At 36.4% G+C, this 19,045-nt stretch carries 17 protein-coding genes and 1 other annotated feature; of the genes, 3 read left to right on the forward strand and 14 right to left on the reverse strand.

Features of this window, described 5'->3' with window-relative positions:
- Positions 1 to 288: 288 nt before the first annotated feature.
- The 14 genes from rpoD to yqfC form a co-directional block, all read right to left on the reverse strand.
- Entirely contained in the window at positions 289 to 1,422 is a 1,134-nt protein-coding gene (rpoD, locus tag JN080_RS02600; protein WP_256234316.1) for an RNA polymerase sigma factor RpoD, read from the reverse strand.
- A 45-nt stretch (positions 1,423 to 1,467) separates the two neighbouring features.
- Positions 1,468 to 3,285, reverse strand: a complete 1,818-nt coding sequence (gene dnaG / locus JN080_RS02605) for a DNA primase (RefSeq protein WP_256234317.1) — start codon at positions 3,283 to 3,285, stop codon at positions 1,468 to 1,470.
- A gap of 556 nt (positions 3,286 to 3,841) precedes the next feature.
- Positions 3,842 to 4,645: a pyruvate, water dikinase regulatory protein gene (locus JN080_RS02610; protein WP_256234318.1), complete on the reverse strand. Its 804-nt coding sequence runs from the start codon at positions 4,643 to 4,645 to the stop codon at positions 3,842 to 3,844.
- Positions 4,646 to 4,679: 34 nt separating this feature from the next.
- The gene (gene ccpN / locus JN080_RS02615; RefSeq protein WP_256234319.1) at positions 4,680 to 5,309 is read right to left on the reverse strand and encodes a transcriptional regulator CcpN; all 630 of its coding nucleotides are present in this window, start codon (positions 5,307 to 5,309) and stop codon (positions 4,680 to 4,682) included.
- A gap of 304 nt (positions 5,310 to 5,613) precedes the next feature.
- The gene (locus JN080_RS02620) at positions 5,614 to 6,996 is read right to left on the reverse strand and encodes a glycine--tRNA ligase (protein ID WP_256234320.1); all 1,383 of its coding nucleotides are present in this window, start codon (positions 6,994 to 6,996) and stop codon (positions 5,614 to 5,616) included.
- A 53-nt stretch (positions 6,997 to 7,049) separates the two neighbouring features.
- Positions 7,050 to 7,225: a binding site (T-box leader), on the reverse strand.
- A 55-nt stretch (positions 7,226 to 7,280) separates the two neighbouring features.
- Positions 7,281 to 8,033, reverse strand: coding sequence for a DNA repair protein RecO (recO, locus tag JN080_RS02625; protein WP_256234321.1), 753 nt, complete (start codon positions 8,031 to 8,033; stop codon positions 7,281 to 7,283).
- Between the two features lie 36 nt (positions 8,034 to 8,069).
- Complete coding sequence (locus JN080_RS02630; RefSeq protein ID WP_256234322.1) at positions 8,070 to 8,213, reverse strand: YqzL family protein; 144 nt, start codon at positions 8,211 to 8,213, stop codon at positions 8,070 to 8,072.
- Between the two features lie 158 nt (positions 8,214 to 8,371).
- A complete protein-coding gene (gene era, locus JN080_RS02635; RefSeq protein WP_256234323.1) occupies positions 8,372 to 9,295 on the reverse strand; it encodes a GTPase Era in 924 nt (307 codons plus the stop codon).
- 224 nt (positions 9,296 to 9,519) lie between these two features.
- Positions 9,520 to 9,915, reverse strand: a complete 396-nt coding sequence (locus tag JN080_RS02640) for a diacylglycerol kinase family protein (protein ID WP_375141567.1) — start codon at positions 9,913 to 9,915, stop codon at positions 9,520 to 9,522.
- Entirely contained in the window at positions 9,893 to 10,363 is a 471-nt protein-coding gene (gene ybeY / locus JN080_RS02645; protein ID WP_256234324.1) for an rRNA maturation RNase YbeY, read from the reverse strand. The genes JN080_RS02640 and ybeY overlap by 23 nt, the downstream gene beginning before the upstream one ends.
- Positions 10,360 to 12,537 carry an HD family phosphohydrolase gene (locus JN080_RS02650; RefSeq protein WP_256234325.1) on the reverse strand — a complete coding sequence of 726 codons (2,178 nt, stop codon included), beginning with the start codon at positions 12,535 to 12,537 and terminating at the stop codon, positions 10,360 to 10,362. The genes ybeY and JN080_RS02650 overlap by 4 nt, the downstream gene beginning before the upstream one ends.
- 216 nt (positions 12,538 to 12,753) lie before the next feature.
- A complete protein-coding gene (locus JN080_RS02655; RefSeq protein WP_256234326.1) occupies positions 12,754 to 13,728 on the reverse strand; it encodes a PhoH family protein in 975 nt (324 codons plus the stop codon).
- A complete protein-coding gene (gene yqfD / locus JN080_RS02660; RefSeq protein WP_256234327.1) occupies positions 13,729 to 14,937 on the reverse strand; it encodes a sporulation protein YqfD in 1,209 nt (402 codons plus the stop codon). It abuts the gene before it with no gap.
- Positions 14,934 to 15,236 carry a sporulation protein YqfC gene (gene yqfC / locus JN080_RS02665; RefSeq protein ID WP_256234328.1) on the reverse strand — a complete coding sequence of 101 codons (303 nt, stop codon included), beginning with the start codon at positions 15,234 to 15,236 and terminating at the stop codon, positions 14,934 to 14,936. The genes yqfD and yqfC overlap by 4 nt, the downstream gene beginning before the upstream one ends.
- Before the next feature lie 109 nt (positions 15,237 to 15,345).
- On the opposite strand from yqfC, the gene JN080_RS02670 reads away from it, so the two are divergent.
- The 3 genes from JN080_RS02670 to JN080_RS02680 all read left to right on the forward strand — a co-directional run bounded on the left by JN080_RS02670 (position 15,346) and on the right by JN080_RS02680 (position 18,713).
- Positions 15,346 to 16,872 (forward strand): recombinase family protein, encoded by a 1,527-nt coding sequence (locus JN080_RS02670; RefSeq protein ID WP_256234329.1) that lies wholly within the window; start codon positions 15,346 to 15,348, stop codon positions 16,870 to 16,872.
- 613 nt (positions 16,873 to 17,485) lie between these two features.
- Positions 17,486 to 18,055, forward strand: a complete 570-nt coding sequence (locus JN080_RS02675; RefSeq protein WP_256234330.1) for a hypothetical protein — start codon at positions 17,486 to 17,488, stop codon at positions 18,053 to 18,055.
- A 406-nt stretch (positions 18,056 to 18,461) separates the two neighbouring features.
- Positions 18,462 to 18,713, forward strand: a complete 252-nt coding sequence (locus tag JN080_RS02680) for an NINE protein (protein WP_256234331.1) — start codon at positions 18,462 to 18,464, stop codon at positions 18,711 to 18,713.
- The last annotated feature ends 332 nt before the right edge of the window (positions 18,714 to 19,045 follow it).

A 19,045-nucleotide genomic window follows, 5' to 3' on the forward strand; every position in this document is an offset into this window, starting at 1 on the left:
TCGACAAAAAGTCTACATGTTTTCAAAATATTGAATATACTATCATAACTTATTGATAGAAAAAGCCTTTTCCATACGCAGGACTATTTTCCAAGAAAGGGAAAAATAGTCCATTTGCAAAATAAAAGATAATTCAGTAAAATAAAGGATAAACATAGAAAGCGGATACAAATAGTTATAAAAAAGAACCTGACCATTCAAACACAAGATCTTAGAAATTACTTTCAGCTAAGTTAGTGTTAATTGGAATGATCAAGCTCGTTTAGATAAATCTTACATTCGGATTGTTTATTCTAAAAAGTCCTTCAGACGTTTACTGCGGCTTGGATGACGTAATTTCCGTAATGCCTTTGCTTCTATCTGACGGATACGTTCACGTGTTACACCGAACACTTTGCCGACTTCCTCCAGGGTGCGAGTACGGCCATCATCCAATCCAAAGCGAAGCCGTAAAACATTTTCTTCACGATCCGTTAAAGTATCTAGGACATCTTCGAGCTGTTCTTTTAATAACTCATAAGCTGCGTGCTCTGCTGGTGATGTTGCATCTTGATCTTCAATAAAATCACCAAGATGTGAGTCATCCTCTTCACCAATTGGGGTTTCAAGCGAAACTGGCTCTTGAGCAATCTTTAGAATTTCTCTTACTTTATCAGGTGACAAATCCATATCCTCACCAATCTCTTCAGGAGTTGGTTCACGACCTAAATCCTGGAGTAATTGTCGCTGAACGCGAATAAGTTTATTAATCGTTTCAACCATATGAACCGGGATACGAATAGTTCTTGCCTGGTCCGCAATTGCCCTTGTTATGGCCTGACGGATCCACCATGTTGCATAGGTACTGAATTTATAGCCTTTATTGTAATCAAATTTCTCGACTGCTTTAATAAGTCCCATGTTTCCTTCTTGAATCAGATCTAAGAATAACATTCCTCTACCCACATAACGTTTGGCAATACTAACTACCAGACGAAGGTTTGCTTCGGCCAAACGGCGCTTAGCTTCTTCATCCCCATCTTCAATGCGTTTAGCCAGTGAAATTTCTTCTTCAGCTGATAGCAAATCGACACGGCCAATTTCTTTTAGGTACATCCGGACAGGGTCATTAATTTTGACACCTGGAGGTACGCTTAAATCATTTAAATCAAATTCATCATCATCTTCTTTTTCTAGTTCTTTACTATCAGGATCTTCCTCATCGTCACTATCACCAACTAATTCAATGCCTTGATCGCCAAGGAATTCATAAAATTCATCCATTTGATCAGAATCTAATTCAAAATTAGACATTCTTTCAGCAATATCATCATAGGCAAGGACGCCAGTTTTCTTTCCTAAAACAGTTAACTGGGCTTTTACTTGTTCAAAGGTTAATAACTCATGTTCAACCTCTTTTGAACGTGCTGATTTTTCAGCCATATGTCCCCCTCCTTCTAAAAATCAAAAAGAACAATTTAATTGGATTTATAACAATTTTCGCAACTCAATGATTTCCATCGCAATTGCAGCAGCTTTCTTATAATCCTTTTGCCTTTCCGCTTCCTTCTCTTCTACTTCTTTTTCTTTTATCTTTAACCATTTTTGATAATTCAACACCTGCTTGATATAATCAGCTAATTCTTGATCACTCAACTCGTCATTTACAGCCATCATTTCAATGTTGACCACAAGTCTTCGAAGTTTGTCATCTTGAATATAGGTTAAAAATGCACTAGGGTCAGGATCCGGGTGATCCTCATAAAAGCCAAATAAATAGGTGATAATTGCTTGATGTTCGTCAATATTAAACGTATTCCCCTGCAATAATTCCTGAACCCGATAGGCTACATCACGATCTTTCAACATATGGTTAATCAATCGACGTTCAGCCGTATAATGGGCTGGCTTTAATTCATTTACTTGCTTTGTTAGCACTAAAGGACTGGGGCTACTTTTAACTTGGTTTTGTCCCTTTGTTTTTCTTTTTTCAGCGAAGAAAATCTGTTTTTGCTGTTGTTTTAACGCATCAAGTGATAGCGAAAATTCTGTTGCTAACTGTCTTAAATAATGGTCTCTTTCAACAGCTTTCGGCAAATTGCTTATTTCTTGTAATATTTCTTCTATATAGGCAAGCCTATCTCCTTCTTGTTGAAGATTTTTTCCTCTTCGAAAATAAAGAAATTTGAACGACATCCAAGTTAAACTTGCACCAATCACTTCATTTCGAAATCGATCCGCACCATTTTTTTTTATATATTCATCAGGATCAAGTCCATCAGGCATTAATGCTACCTTAATAGAACACCCTGCGGCCATAAGAAGATTGCCGGCCCGAAAGGCAGCCTCTATTCCGGCTTTGTCTGAATCATAGCAAATGATGATCGATTGGACGTTCTGACGAATAAGGGATATATGTTCATCGGTTAGCGATGTTCCCATCGTAGCAATTCCGTTTTCAACTCCTGAACGATCTGCGGCGATCACGTCAGCAAATCCCTCGAACAATATTGCATGCTGCAATTTTCGTATCGATGGTCTTGCTAAATGAAAATTATATAAAATTTTGCTTTTATTAAAGATTGCTGTTTCGGGACTATTTAAATATTTGGGCTCGTTATCGGCCCCTAGTGTTCTCCCTGAAAAAGCAATCGTTTTCCCCTTTCGGTCAAAAATCGGAAACATAATCCGATCCCGAAATCGATCAAAATAAGATCCATCTCGTTCACGTTTTATAATTAATCCGGCTTTTTCCATCCATTCAGGCTTAAAGTCTCTTTTCGCAAGGAATTTATAAACAAAATCCCAAGAATTTAGTGAGTAACCGATTTGAAACTTATCAATTGATTCTCTTGTAAATCCTCTATTCAAAAGATATTCCAAGGCATGCTGACCGTCTTTTGTATTTACCAATAAATGATGGTAAAATTTACGCAAAAGTTCATGTGCATCCAACATCATTTGAATCTCATCGGAAACTCTTTTTTCTTTTCCTAAAAAGGATGAGCTTACTTGAAGATCAATATTTGTTTTTTCGGCTAACCGCACAGCAGCTTCTTGAAAAGATATGCCTTCAAGGTCCATTATAAAAGTAAAAACATTCCCGCCAGCGCCACATCCGAAGCAATGAAAAATTTGTTTATCAGGTGAAACGGAAAATGATGGGGTATTTTCTCCATGGAATGGACATAATCCGAAGTAGTTTCGCCCTTGTTTTTTTAGCTGAACATAGTCACTGATTATATCGACAATATCGACAGCTTGACGAATCTCATTTAATTTATCTTCGGCAATAAGGTCTGCCATGAAAACAGCTCCATTTTTTACTTAACGGGTATTCTAGAAATAACACTTAGATTCCTGCAAATCCCGACAATATTTTTGTTAATTCACTCATAAATTTTGCCCGATCCTTTAAGGTAAGTCGTTTTGAACCCTTCCCGTAGACTCCTTGTTTCCGAGCCTTCGCTTTTAAAAGTTTTTATTAAACAACGGGAAGCGATTTCGACAATTTCCTTTTTTACCGGGCATGAGTCGCATCAACCAAAATAGTTGGACTAGCATTTTTATAAGTATTAATTCTACATCACTCCGCATATTCCTTCTTGTATGATTAAACTTTTACCAAAAAGGAATAATGTCGAATTTTTTTGGTTGTGTTCCCTTGACATCCAAACAATAAATAGTTTATTCTTTCTGATGCAAGTCTAAACCTAAAAATGTATATTTTTATCACAATTTTTTATTATAGTACATTTATTTCATTTTTACCATTACTTTTTTTGACTTTTCCATACCAAATTATTTATATGTAAGTAATGCGAAGAAAAAACACATAATCAATGATTATGTGTAAAAAAGGTTATTTTTTTTGGATATGATGTAAAATAACTTTTGCTGTTTCTTCCACAGCCTTGTTTGTTACATCGATGACAGGACAGCCGATTCTACCTGTTATTTTTTCAAAAAATAATAATTCCTCTTTTATCCGCTCAATATTTGCGTAGCTTGCATTATCGTTTAAACCTAATGAAATTAATCGTTCACGCCTGATATTGTTTAGTTTATCGGGACTTATTTTTAAACCAATACATTTTTCAGCTGGTATTTTAAATAATTCTTCTGGTGGATCTACTTCAGGAACAACAGGCACGTTTGCTACCTTTATTCGCTTATGTGCCAAATATTGTGATAACGGAGTTTTAGAGGTCCTCGATACCCCAACCAAAACAATATCAGCTTTTAATATTCCGCGCGGATCCCTGCCATCATCATATTTTACTGCAAACTCAATTGCTTCTACTTTTTTGAAATAATCTTCATCCAGTTTTCGGACAAGTCCTGGCTCACACAATGGAGTTTTACCGGTAAAACGTTGAATTTCGTCCATTAATGGTCCCATTAAATCAATTGCGATTATATCCTCTTGTTCGGCCTGCTCCTTCATATATTTTCGCATTTCCGGCTTTACAAGAGTATATGCAACCATAGCTTGGTCCAGTTTTATGAGGGTGATAACTTCGGCAATATTTTCTTCATCTTCTACAAATGGAAATGTTTTCATTTTCATACCAGAGCCATTAAACTGTGTTATTGCAGCTTTTGTTACCAATTCAGCTGTTTCCCCAACTGAATCTGATACAACATAAATAATTGGCAAATTCATTCTCCCTTACCAGCTCCTCCTAAAACTCATTTACTTACTCTTTTCCCAGCTCTACAAAGGCCTTTGCAATGTTTGTTTTCGTTATTCTTCCGATTACTTCAATTCCCTTTTCTGACTTCCTTACAATGGGAAGCGCATCAATTTGCTTATCAATTAATTTTTGTGCGACATCGATCAATCGATCATCATTTTCACACATCGTAATATTTGGCATTCTTGTCATAATAATATTAACAGGGACAGAGGTTAGCTCCTGTTTGCCTATACTTGCCCTTAACAAGTCTTTTCTGGATAGAACCCCAACCAATAATGAATTTTGATCCACAACAAATAGTGTCCCCACATCCTCTAGGAACATTGTACAAATTGCGTCATAAACCGAAACATTTTCACTTACCACTACAGGAATTGATTGATAGTCCTTCACATAAATATTTTGAAGGTTTTCAGTCAAAAGAGCCGTTCCTGATTTTCCAGTATAAAAATACCCGACACGCGGCCGTGCATCTAAAAAGCCTGCCATTGTTAAAATAGCCAAATCGGGTCTTAGAGTAGCCCTCGTCAAATTTAATTGGTCTGCTATATGTTCACCTGTAATAGGACCATTTTCCTTTACAATTTGCAAGATTTTCTCTTGGCGTTTATTGAGTTCGATCTTCCTCACCACCCTTAGACATACAATTGTTTGGACTTTTTTGGTGAAATATCGTATCAATAGATCTTGCTGTTGATAAAATTATTATATACTAATTAGTCTAAACAGCAAGAAAGAAAAACGATCAGCGACCGGTTTGCGAAGTACACTAGGCCACTGGGCGCTGGAACTTGACAATAGAACACGCCACAGCCTAGAAATTCATAAGATGGACTCTCTGTGGCATATTGGGCCACTAGAGTCCATCTTATAGTTGTATGGCTGGATAGTCGCCTCACCTTAATAATTAAAAAGTCGTTCTCGATTTGTTTTTCTAAAAGACAAGTCTTTCCTCAATAAAGTTAACCAAATCTGTAATAGCAATCCGTTTTTGCTCCATCGAATCACGATTCCGAACTGTTACCATCTTATCTTCTTTCGAATCGAAATCAAAAGTTATACAGTATGGCGTACCAATTTCATCATGACGACGATATCGTTTACCAATTGAACCTGCTTCATCATAATCAACCATAAAGTATTTTGAAAGGAGTTCATACACTTCTCCTGCTTCCTCAGAAAGCTTTTTCGATAAAGGCAGTACAGCTGCTTTAAATGGTGCTAGTGCAGGATGCAGATGCATGACAGTTCTTGACGTGCCATCCTCAAGCTGTTCCTCATCATAGGCATTAATTAAGAAGGCTAACGTTACGCGGTCCGCACCAAGTGATGGCTCAATGCAATATGGAACATATTTTTCATTCGTCTCTTGATCAAGGTAGGTGAAATCTTCTCCTGAGAACTGCATATGCTGCTTCAAATCATAATCTGTTCTAGAGGCAACACCCCAAAGCTCGCCCCAGCCAAAAGGAAATTTATATTCGAAGTCTGTTGTTGCGTTACTATAATGTGAAAGTTCCTCTTCGGCATGGTCACGAAGCCTCAACTTTTCTTTGTTCATCCCAAGGGACAGCAGCCACTTTTCCGCATATTGCTTCCAATAATCGTGCCATTTAAGCTCCTCACCTGGTTTGCAGAAAAACTCTAATTCCATTTGTTCAAATTCACGGGTCCGGAAAGTAAAGTTACCCGGTGTAATTTCATTACGAAAGCTTTTACCAATTTGGGCTATACCGAATGGAAGCTTCTTGCGCATCGTCCGTTGAACGTTTTTAAAGTTAACAAAAATACCTTGGGCTGTTTCTGGGCGCAGAAAAATCTCATTCGTACTTGTTTCGGTTACACCCTGGAAGGTCTTAAACATAAGATTAAATTGGCGGATGCCGGTAAAATCATGACTTCCACAATCCGGACAAGCAATATTATGTTCTTTAATCAATTCTTCCATTTTTTCAAATGGCATCCCATCAACGACTAACTCCATTCCCTTTTCTTCAAGGGCATTTTCAATCAATTTATCCGCACGATGTCTTGCTTTACAATTTTTACAATCAATCATTGGGTCATTAAAGTTGCCAATATGTCCTGAAGCTTCCCATGTTTTTGGGTTCATTAAGATTGCAGCGTCTAAACCAACATTATATGGTGATTGCTGAACAAACTTTTTCCACCACGCCTGTTTAATATTATTTTTTAACTCGACACCTAATGGACCATAATCCCAGGTATTAGCAAGTCCACCATAAATTTCGGACCCTGGAAATATAAACCCTCTATGTTTTGCATGTGAAACAATCTGATCCATAGAAACTTTCATATCATTAGCTCCTTTTCTAAATAAAATAAAAAACTCCCGTCCATATGCGTAAGCATAGGGACGAGAGTTACCCGCGGTTCCACCCTAATTGCCGCCATTAGGCAGCCTCTTTTCATTACTAACCCGTTGCTCAAGAATGCCTTCCTTAGAGTTCTATACCTAGCTTCCACTATCCTAGGCTCGCTATAATAGAAAAGAACTAAGTACTCCTTTCTCTCACAGCAACTATATAACATAACGTTAAGGAAATAGTACCTAAACATAGAAAAATTGTCAATAAAATCTTATAAAAGTTGGCGAAATTGTTTGATCGAATCGAGAAATTTTTTGGATTTAAGATGTAATCCAGAATATTCATCATAATAAGTCCAAATAACCTTCCGTAATTCCGCCTTTGTTTCCTCTTTGATCGAAATAGTTCCCAGCCTTGATAAATCAAGATAATAAAAGATCCTTAAAAGTTTTACAGCCCCTGGTGATAGTTTTAAATGATACGGATCCTTATTAAGACAGCGATGGCAGAGAAAACCTCCTTCACGGATTGAAAATGAAAAATGTCCGTCAGTATGGCCGCAGACGGAACATTGATTTAAAGTGGGATATAGACCTAGAACATTTAAAATTTTTAGTTCATAAATATTCATTAAAACATCAGGATCATAACCTTCGTTTATGTAATGTAATGTCTGGTAAAGCAGTTCAAATAGGTACGGGTTTGTTTTTCTATCTTCAGTACTCTTATCTGTTAATTCAACTATATAACTGGAATAGGCTGTTAAAAAAATGTCTTCTCGAATCGAGCGCAGAGAAGAAATCATTTCCCCTTGCTGAAGGCTTCCTAAGCCTGATCCTATTTGCACAAGAAAATATCCATGTGTAAATAGCTGAGTGATGGCCGAAAGCCTGCTATTCGGCTTCTTTGCTCCTCTGGCCATCACTCCTACTTTACCTAACTCTCGTGTAAATAATGTGACAACTTTATTGGATTCGCCGTAAGTTGTGGATCTAATAACGATGCCCTCACATTTTTGCAGCATGATATTCACCCTCCAAATTTGAGGCGAAGACAAACTTCATGAAACAGGAAAATCAATTTGTGCTAGCTCATCATCCAGATTATCGGGTATTTCTTGTGTTTCCTTCTCCAATTCCTTAAAGAGAAGATATGTGTCAATATTACCTGTCTGGGTAAATACTTTCCAGGTAAAATCCAACATTGAAAACCCACCTTTCAATATTTAGACTAGCCTTTAATCAATCCCAAACCTTATCATTATCATAGCCTGTCTTGTCAAAATCATAAGTCTAAAAAATTGTTAATGTTGTCCATGCATAATCTAATCATAGCGCTAATATTTTATTTAGGGTTCTATAATTAGTACTCATCTTCATTAAAACCAAAATCGCGCAGCTGAGACATTTTGTTCCGCCAATCTTTCTGAACCTTTACCCAAAGCTCCAGAAATACTTTGCTGCCAAGAAGATTTTCAATATCTTTACGAGCCCGCTGACCAATTTCCTTTAGCATACTGCCCTTCTTACCAATAATGATTCCTTTTTGTGAATCTCTTTCAACAATTACCGTTGCCATGACATGAATGACATCTTTATTTTCCTGCCGTTCGATTTTATCAATGACTACAGCTAAAGAGTGTGGAATTTCTTCCCTCGTTAATTGGAGGGCTTTTTCTCTGATCAGTTCTGAGATAATAAATCTTTCTGGGTGGTCAGTGACCTGATCTGCTGGATAATATTGCGGTCCTTCTGGCATATATGTTTTAATTTGCTCTAAAAGACGCTCAACATTATTTCCCTCAAGTGCAGATATTGGAACAATTTCCTTGAATGGGTATTTTTCCCGATAGGATTCAATAATCGGTAATAAATCATCAGGATGAACCTGATCAATTTTATTAATAACTAGGAATATTGGTGTTTTAACTGTTTGAAACTTTTCTAAAATAAATTCTTCCCCACGTCCAAATCCTTCTTCGGCGTTAACCATAAACAACACCAAATCGACTTCTTTTAAAGTGTTTTGCGCTACCTTCATCATGAAGTCCCCAAGTTTGTGCTTTGGCTTATGGATTCCAGGGGTATCAATAAAGATAAGCTGTGCGTCATTCAGCGTTAACACGCCTTGTACTTTATTACGGGTTGTTTGCGGTTTGTCACTCATAATCGCAATCTTTTGACCAATAACACGATTTAGAAAAGTTGATTTACCTACATTTGGACGACCTATTATCGAGATAAATCCCGATTTATAGACTTTATTATGTTCATTATTGTTTACCATGCAAATCCTCCGCTGTAAAAAGCCATAGTTATCATTCTGCAATGCCAATGTTTTGTATTGCAGAAGGCTACTGCTTTCTTTATTTTACCTCAAATTCAACCGAAATTCATTAAATGCAGCAAAAAAATAATAAAAAATTTAGAATTTTCTCACAATTGAAAGATATCTAGAAAATTTCAACTCTAAATCTGTTCGGTTGTCCTAAGTACCTAGCAAAACTCGCACTAGAACAATCGCAATATATAAGGTCCAAAAATAATAATGCCAATAATCACTGACAAAATTGCATAACTAAAAACGGCTCCAGCCGCCAAATCTTTTGCCTGTTTGGCCAGCGGATGAAACTCTAGTGTGACTAAGTCAACTAACCGTTCAATAGCCGTATTCATTAATTCTAAAGCAATCATTCCGCCGATTGCGAAAATCACAAACAACCATTGAACTGTAGATATCGAGAAAGCAATACCCGCGACGAATACAACGATCGATACTGATAAGTGAATTCGAATGTTTCTTTCCTGTTTTATCGCGGATTGGATGCCATTTATCGCAAACGAGAAGGATTTCATTAACGGAATCGGTTTACGCTTTTTTTCTTTAGCGTTTGAGTCCATATTCATCCAAAATTTCTTTCTGCAAAGTAAACATTTCTTGTTCTTGCTCTTCAGTCATGTGATCATAGCCTAGCAGGTGTAAAAAACCGTGGACGGCAAGAAAGCCAAATTCACGCATAAATGAATGCCCATAGTCCTTCGCTTGTTCCTCCGCTTTTGCAATTGAAATAATGATATCCCCAAGTACCCGAGGTAGATCAGCACCAATTAACTCTACTTCCCCTTCACCGCGTTCCTCTAGGGCAAATGAAATAACATCTGTTACCGAATCCTTATTTCTATATTCACGATTAATTTCTTGAATTCGTTCATTGGTTACAAATGTTACAGAGACTTCACTACCTTCCTCAATTGCCAGTTTGGTTGCTGCAAAATTTAATAATTTTTCAATTTCTTCCCTTTGTTGATCAAGTACTGCATTTGTTTCATCTAAAAAATCAACTACCAAATTCATGCTTGTCTCACCTTCTGTTTTGTCATGTCTGGATATTCAATCCTTGAGTGAAAAATTCCCTTTACTGATTCACAGAGAGTATGCAAAATTATTTCTACCTCTTTTAGGGTTAGATCACATTCATTTAATTGTCCATCCTGCAGGCGGTTATCGATAATATTTTTCACCAAATTTTCGATTTGCTCAGGCGTAGGCTGCTTTAAGGAACGAACAGCTGCTTCAACGCTATCCGCAATTCCAACAACTGCAGATTCCTTTGTTTGCGCCTTTGGTCCTGGATAGCGAAACTCTTCTTCTTTTACTACTTGCCCATCTTGCATTGCTCGATGATAGAAATATCGTAATAAAGTGGTCCCGTGATGCTGTTCGGCAATTTCAATGATCTCTTTTGGCATACGATATTTTTTTAAAACATTTACTCCATCCTGGACATGTGCAATGATAATATCGGCACTTTTCTCAGGCGCTAGCCGGTCATGCGGATTTTCATTATTGATTTGATTTTCAATAAAGAAATTGGGTCTTATCGTTTTCCCAATGTCATGGTAATAGCAGCCCACCCTGGCGATAAGCCCATTTGCACCAATTGCTTCACAAGCAGATTCAGCTAAATTTGCCACCATTAGACTGTGATGATAAGTGCCAGGTGCCTCAGTTAATATTTTTCTCAAGAGTGGATGATTCGGATTCGATAATTCAATTAATTTCATTGTTGACAGTATTCCAAAGCTCGCCTCAAAAAAAGGGAGGAGACCGATTGTAAGGACCGCCGAAGCGAGCCCCGAAACAATTGCAGTTAAAAAGTGATAAACATATCCAAGCCCCGAGTATTGTCCATTCGATAGTAGCAATAAAGCTAAAATCGTTACTAAATTAATCACTGCTGAAAACAAACCAGCTTGTAAAATTTTTGAACGATGGTTTTGATTACTTAAATAAAGTATTCCAGCGAGAGAGCTGAGTAGGATATAAATTCCTTCTGAAAAATTTAATGTGCCCGCTACCCCTTCATTGAATAAAATACTTCCGCTAACAGCCATGATGATGGTTGTCAGAATCGCCATTTTATCATCGATTAATAATTTAATTAACATGCCACTCAAGGCTGCGGGAAAAAGGTAAGCAATTCCCATAAAATTAAAAGTTTGCATCAAGCTTATCATTTTCATGATTAGGATCGAAATGGAGAAAGTAATTCCGAATATAAGCATATTGGCTTGTTTTTTCTCCGCCGGCATCTTTATTTGGTAAAAATAATGGTAGATGGCGGCTAGAAAGATGGTAATGAAAATAGCCGATCCTAAAAATGGCTTAAATGAATTTGTAGTATTAAGAAGACCAACAAGCTTAAGCTGCCTATAAATATCTCTGCTTACCAATTCCCCTTCCTCAACAATAATTTGCCCTTGCAGAATTTTAATTGATTCAATACTTTCTGAAGCCTGCCTGCGAAGCTCCTTTGTAGCATTTGGATCATAAAACTCATTCTGGACCACAGCATACCTGCCTAAATCAATCGCTGTTGTTTTCAAATTACCGGACAATGTTGAATAATTTAATTCATCTTCAATTCTTTTTTTGGCATTTTCTATATCATTTGCAGAAATTCTATTTGCCATTACACTATTGATGGCTGTAATTGTTACGTCTTTAGCATTTGACAATTCATTAGGATCAGCTTGAACTAATACCGAAAAATTTTGGTCTGATAAATCCTTTACGACTCTCTCAGTTAATTTTGCTTTCAACTTATTAATCTTGTCCGTAACGCTTGGTTCTAGTGCCGGAAGGTCTCCACTACCTGTTTCGGCTCCAGCTTGATTTTTTATGTCGGCCTTTCTATCATTAGTAACCTCCAAGGCAGAATCAAAAATAGAGGTAATTAAATCAACCCGGTTCTGAGTGTACTCCTTTTTCAGAATATAAACATCCTTAACTTGATCAATTGCTTCCTTCCGCCTCTGTTCTGTGCTTTCTTTATCCTCTACCGTTATTGGAGAACGAATTGTTTTATCAGCAACAGTAAACAAGCTTAAACTAAGCTTTTCTGGTTTAACATTGGAAAACATGACTGCGAATAGTACAATCCCTAAAGCGACGAAAAATAGCACGCGAAAAAAAGTGATATCGAGCAGTTTTCGAACTCTATATAAATATTGTTGAAGTTTTTCCAAAAAGGCACCCCCAATCAGACTGATTTTACTATTATCAGTACCTTTCCTTTATTTCCCTAACAAGACCACTATAAAGAAATTCGGACTACAATATCTTCATGTAAAATCATAACAGTTTTTAACACAAGTTTCATTTATTTATTTAAGACAAGAGGTAGCACTAAAGCCCCTGCTTCTCATGTGTGCTAGATAAATAAATACAATAGACCGTTCAACTTATTGAACGGCCTTTTCTTTACTTTTTTCATATGCATGAATAATTCGACCAACAAGCGGATGCCGGACAACATCACTTTGTTCTAAAAAGATAAAGCTAATTCCATTTACATCCTTTAAGATTTTTTCAGCAACAATTAGTCCTGATTTTGCACCCTTTGGTAAGTCCACCTGAGTTTGATCGCCGGTAATCACCATCTTTGAACCAAAGCCAAGCCTCGTTAGAAACATCTTCATTTGGGCGTGCGTTGTGTTTTGGGCTTCATCTAAAATTACAAACGCATCATCAAGTGTACGGCCGCGCATATAGGCGAGCGGTGCAATTTCAATCGTACCGCGCTCGATTAATCGCTGCGTGTGTTCAGCTCCTAATATATCATGCAAGGCATCATACAATGGTCTTAGGTAAGGATCAACCTTCTCCTTTAAATCTCCCGGTAAAAAGCCAAGACTTTCTCCTGCCTCAACAGCAGGTCTTGTTAAGATAATCTTGTTAACCTGTCCATTTTTCAGTGCATTCACTGCCATTACAACAGCGAGATAGGTTTTTCCCGTTCCTGCCGGTCCAATCCCAAAGACTAGATCATTTTTCTTAATTGACTGAACATAATCTCTCTGACCGAGCGTTTTCATTCGAATCGACTTTCCCTTGACATTTTTTGCTATCTCTTCTTCATAAAGATGCTCAAAATAATCAAGCGTTCCTTTTTGTGCCATTTGAATCGCGTATAAAACATCTCTTTGGCTAATATTGACTCCCTTTCGAATCACAAAAATTAATCGATCAAGAATCTGTGCGGCCAAGCTGACTTTTTCTTCTTCGCCCGATAAACTTACTGATTCACCCCTGGTAATAATGGATACGTCGAGTTCTGTCTCAATGATTTTTAAATTAGTATCGGAATTTCCAAGCAGGGTTATGGCCTCAGTTGGATTTTCAAGCTGTACATTTATTGTTTTTAGATTTTCTGTCATTCATGAGTCTCCTTGGATAATCGGTTGTTCTTGCACAATCGGTTGTTCCTGCGCAATATTTTCGATTACTTTAAAATGGATATCTAGTATAACTTTACCATTCTCAATTACCTTGTGTAAAATTTTTTCATTTTTAATTTTAGCATCTTCATTAATATTATTTTTTATATCCTTTTTCGCCATATCTAATGCAATTTTTACTGCTTCCTCTTGATTATAGACTCGTTCAATCTTTTCACGTTCACGAATCGTCTTACTTTCAAAGGAAATGGGAAGATCCCATTTTAAGAAACGTATTTTCTTATTATTCTTTTCAGTTTCAAATTCTTTAAATTTAGGCTTACCAAACCCCCAGATGGGAATCTCAGCGTTCCCAGCCAATATGGAATATCGTTGCTGTTCTTTTCCATTATATACATTAAAATTTGTTTTTAACGGCAGCTCGACATGGCTTATATACCAAGTTTCTCCCCAAACCTTCCCCTTAGCTGCAATTGGTTTCTCTTCTCCTTCTTTACCAATTAAGCCAGAAACTAGGACTTGACCCGGGACAACCTGTTCATGAAGCTCAACTACTTTTTGACCAGTTTCAACATCAAATTTTACAATTGTTGCTTTTTTTGTAGCAACTAAATTTCTCGGAGTTAACTGTTTTGGCTCTTTCGGCTGCTTTTTTTCAACAACTTGAAGCTGATAGGTTGTCCCCTTTAATTCTACCCCTACCCATGTAAGGGCTCCAATGTTATTGGTTAGCTTTCTTTGTATCGTGTCCACATTGTCAATGAAAAATTGAACCTTCCCAATTTTAACCCCCATCTTGTCCAATTCTTTGCGAATTTGATACTCGGTTGCAGGCTTTGCTCCTTTAATCTCAATTCCCCAGACCACATTTGATAACAAGACGATTATACAAAAGAAGAGTAAAGCGCCGAGCAAGAACCCACTATTTTTCAATATTCTCCTTAAAAGGAACGGGGCTCCGTTCCTTTGCAGAAATGAAACCTCGCAATCACTTTTTCTTGCAAATTGCCTTATTTTAAGTGCATCTTGAACTCTCATTTTAAAAGTGATGGTTTCCGTACCATGCCGTTTCACATTCCAAATGTGAAGTCCACTTCTCGTCAAAACATTTAAAAAACGCTCAATTCCCTTCCCCGCTGCTTTTATGGTAACTTCTCCATATATGAATTCGATCCACTGGTTCTTCATTTTGTTCCTCCCGAATCTTCTTTTAGATATATGACTTGATCAATTTTCCCCTCCAATAAAATCTCTTCGGGTAAGATCGTTTTTATAACAAATGCTTTCCCTTTTATCAGCAGCTGCCCTTGCTTTAGGAGCAAGCGTAATTCTTTATCTGTAAAGGTTATAAGACCCCGATGATTTTCAACATAAATATGAATCTGACCAATCATCGTTATTCGGGGTAAATCCATCATGACATCTTGAGGAAGATCCATTTTTTTAGCCATCCAGCTACGGACACGCTGTCCCCATTTTTTAGCCATAAAAAAAGAACCCCCTTTCATCTCATATTTATGAAATTGTTTATAGATATATGTATAAACACTTGATATAATTGTCCCTGTGAGATTATATTCAGGAGGAAAATCAACTATGACAGTAGCGACTATGATAAAACACGTTGGAATATATCTCAGGATTTCAAGAGAATCAGGAGAAGGCAGAGACACCCTTCTTTCACATAGAACGATTGCAGAACGGTATTGTAAAGAAAAGGGATATTCATACAAAATTTACGAGGAAGTTATCTCAGGTGCTAAAGATATTGAAGAAAGAGAATTGTTAAACCAGTTACTAAATGATATTCAAATGTATGAAGCGATATTTGTAATCTCAACAGACCGTATCAGCAGGGATAATTATTACACTCAATATGTTGCAAAGGTATTAGCAGACAATGACGTTTACATTCTGACTCCCGAAAAGGTTTATGACCTTAATGGTGATGATAGGTTAATGTTTGATGTGTTGGGTGCAATGTCTTCCCAAGAGTTACGTTTAATTACTAAACGTCAGAAAAGAGGTAAACTTGAAGGTGCAAGACGTGGTGAATGGATTCAAGGTGTTCCTCCGCTTGGATATACAAGAGGAAAAGATAAAAAGCTTGTAATCGTTGAATCAGAAGCAAATATAGTCAAAATGATATTCAACTATGCTGAGAACGGTTATGGAATCCAAAGCATTGTGAAGAAGCTTGAAGGATACAAGACAAAGGCGGGAAAATCATTCACTGATACAGCAGTCCACACCATACTTCATAATAAGACCTACACAGGGAGCATCATTTACAATGTCAAAGACAAAAAGGGGAATATCACTGAAACCATAAAAACCAAGAATGCTCATGAACCAATCATCACAAAGGAACAATTCAAGTCGGTTCAGCAAGCTATCAAGGGACGTATGAGTGGTGATATGGAGACTAGAAACCGCTCCAAAGGAAGAGTATTGAGTATGCTTAAAGACCTTGTGTATTGCAAGGAATGTGGTCTAAAGATGGGATTCAGAAAAGACAGTAAGCAGAAGAATGCAATCTATCTCAAAGCATGTAAATGTGGAAATCGTGGTGTCGTTGAGCATCAATTAATAGAATCATTCATGAATGAGTTTTACTTCCTTCAAGGATTGCTACAAAGTGAATGGGAGAAAGCTTTGAATGCTCCTCAGAACGTTTCAAAAGACACTCTGCCCCAACAAGTTCAAGAGATGAAAAAGAAACAGGACAAGCTAAATACGAGACTCTCAAGAGCAAAGGATGCTTATCTTGATGAAGTCTTTACCAAAGAAGAGTATTTCACAACTAAGAGTAATATTGAAGATGAATTAAAGCAGATTTCCGCTACAATTGATGACCTACAAGAGCAAATTGAATCTTTGGACAAGGAATCAATCACATCTCAGTATAAGTCCAAGATTCAAAAGATAAATCGGTTCTATGAAGCGTATAATAAGGAAGCTTCTCAGAAGGATTTAGATGAATGTAATCGTATTTTGAAGCTGATAATCAACAAGATTCATTATGCAAGAGTGAATGAGAAAGTCACAATCACATCCCCACTTGAGGGATATATGGAAATCGAGCAAGGTGATTTTGTTGAGTTGAGAATAGAGTCAAAATGAGGGATATCCCGTGAATGAGGGTATCCTTCTTATATCTTTAACGACAGTTTGTATTTATTCGCTCTTTTTTGTAACATTCCAACTGGGACTATTTTTTGTTCCACATAGTTACAAGCATAATAATCACATAGTAAAAATAATAGCTTGAAGGTGATAAATTGAGTAGTAACGAAAGAGAGGTTTATAAGCAATTCATACCTTTAGATAAAAATACAATTAAAGAAAAATAACAGGAGAAATTTACGTTCGTACGTGGCAAAATGACCAATTAAACAAAAAATACAACTTTACTTTTGATGAGTATGCTCCCCATTTCGTAAAAATCGAATGGAATCTTTCACAGCTAGAAAATGAACACGAGTTAGAACAGAAGTACCCTTTTCTTTATAAGCTGATTAAGCGGAGATTACATTTCTTAACCACATTAATTGATTTTTCACGGGACAAAATTGTTAGTCGATTAGCAAGACACGGAGGGAATTACTACTTTTTTGTATCATCGAGATACTTAGCTTCTCAATTCTTTAGCAGTTACAATACATGGAATAGGAACATTTCAATCTTCTGTACGTTGGGATTATTAAACAAACTAATGTACGATGAAAGTAAGCGTATGGCAGAGCGTAAAGCAAATAGAAAAAGAAAAGCATTAGCCAAAAAAATGGGTATAGACCATAAAAAGTTATCACCCATTAATTTTTACACCATCCCTATCTACAATGATGAGTTGTTCACGGAAGCAAATCGAATTGCCAAAGTTCTTATAGATAATAATTTTCGTACCAATGGTTTCAGTAAGTTTTTCTTAATAAAGGTATTTGGTCAAGAGTTTGCTGATACAGTTTTCCATGATGAACGATATATATCAGAGTATAGCCAATATGTTCAAACACAGATTGAAAAGTTTATCTTAAATGATATCGGTCGTCATGGTTACACAACTAAAAACAGAATCCTAAGTTATGTTCAAATCAATTATTCTCAATTGCAGCCTTGGGAATACGGATTTAATAAAGAAAAGCAGAACAAAAAGGCAATACTAAGCAGAGAATTTGATAGGAGTATATCTGAAATCAAGGAAAAATATGGCTTAGAGTACAAAAAGGCTAATAAGGATTTGAAGGAAAGGTTCAAACTTGCAACAAGTAAAACTATCATTTATGCAAATGAGAGCAACCTTTAGGCTGTTCTCTTTTTACAGAACAGATGCAGAACGTATATTCCTATTAATAAAACTCGTCTTTTATTGATTGTTACAAGAAGCTATCTATATTGATTGTGAAATAATCTCTTAAGCTAAAGTTTAGTTGAAGAATGAATTTTTTTATGTTATCAGGAAGCTGATGAGCTTTTCAGTAGGAAATGGAAATTTCGCAAATAGTTTTTCAGAATTATTATAGATGACTGACCAAGCTCTATACAAAGCGAAACAAATTCCTTATCGTAGTCCCAATAATTTGGGAACAATTTTTATTTTTTCTCTAAAATGAATTTGTGCAATCAAATTTAATTACATTAATTCCCAAAGACTTTATAGGTAGAATGTACTATACTTTCTAAGGGGAAAATTATTTTGGGGGGAAATTAAAATGAAAAAAACTTCAACAGCATATATCTTATTCTTTGTAGCTATAATTGGAATCGCAGGTCTTAACCGTTTCTATACTGGAAAGATTGGAACTGGTGTCATCTACTTATTAACCTTTGGACTATTCGGTATCGGTTTACTCTATGACCTATTTACTATTCCGTCACAGGTTAGAACATACAACGCTTTAAACAATGCTTCAAATCAACAACGAGTTGTCGTAAATGTTGTTAACAATAATTCAATTAACTAAGGGATTGCCACAAGGCAGTCTCTTTTTTTATGGGTAGGCGGTCACCTTTATTAGGTAGGAAAGCCTTTAAAAGATTTCTTCCCACTGCCAAATTTATGTGTGTTAATTAAAAGATTGTAAAATGTTGTACTTAAACTACCGGGTAGCTTTTCTAAAAAATAACTTACTATGAAATCCATTCACATTAGAAGGATTAAGTTATCCCCTTTTTGTATCTTGGAGCGGATGTCTGAACATAGGGGGAGTTCAAGACATAACTGTACAAGGATTAATAAATCTGTGATTTTATTGTTTGTTACAATAAGCTATAGATTGTGAAAATTTGCACTTAA

It is taken from the genome of Bacillus sp. EB600 (genome assembly GCF_024494385.1).
In the GTDB taxonomy this organism is placed as follows: Bacteria; Bacillota; Bacilli; order Bacillales; family Cytobacillaceae; genus JAEVLT01.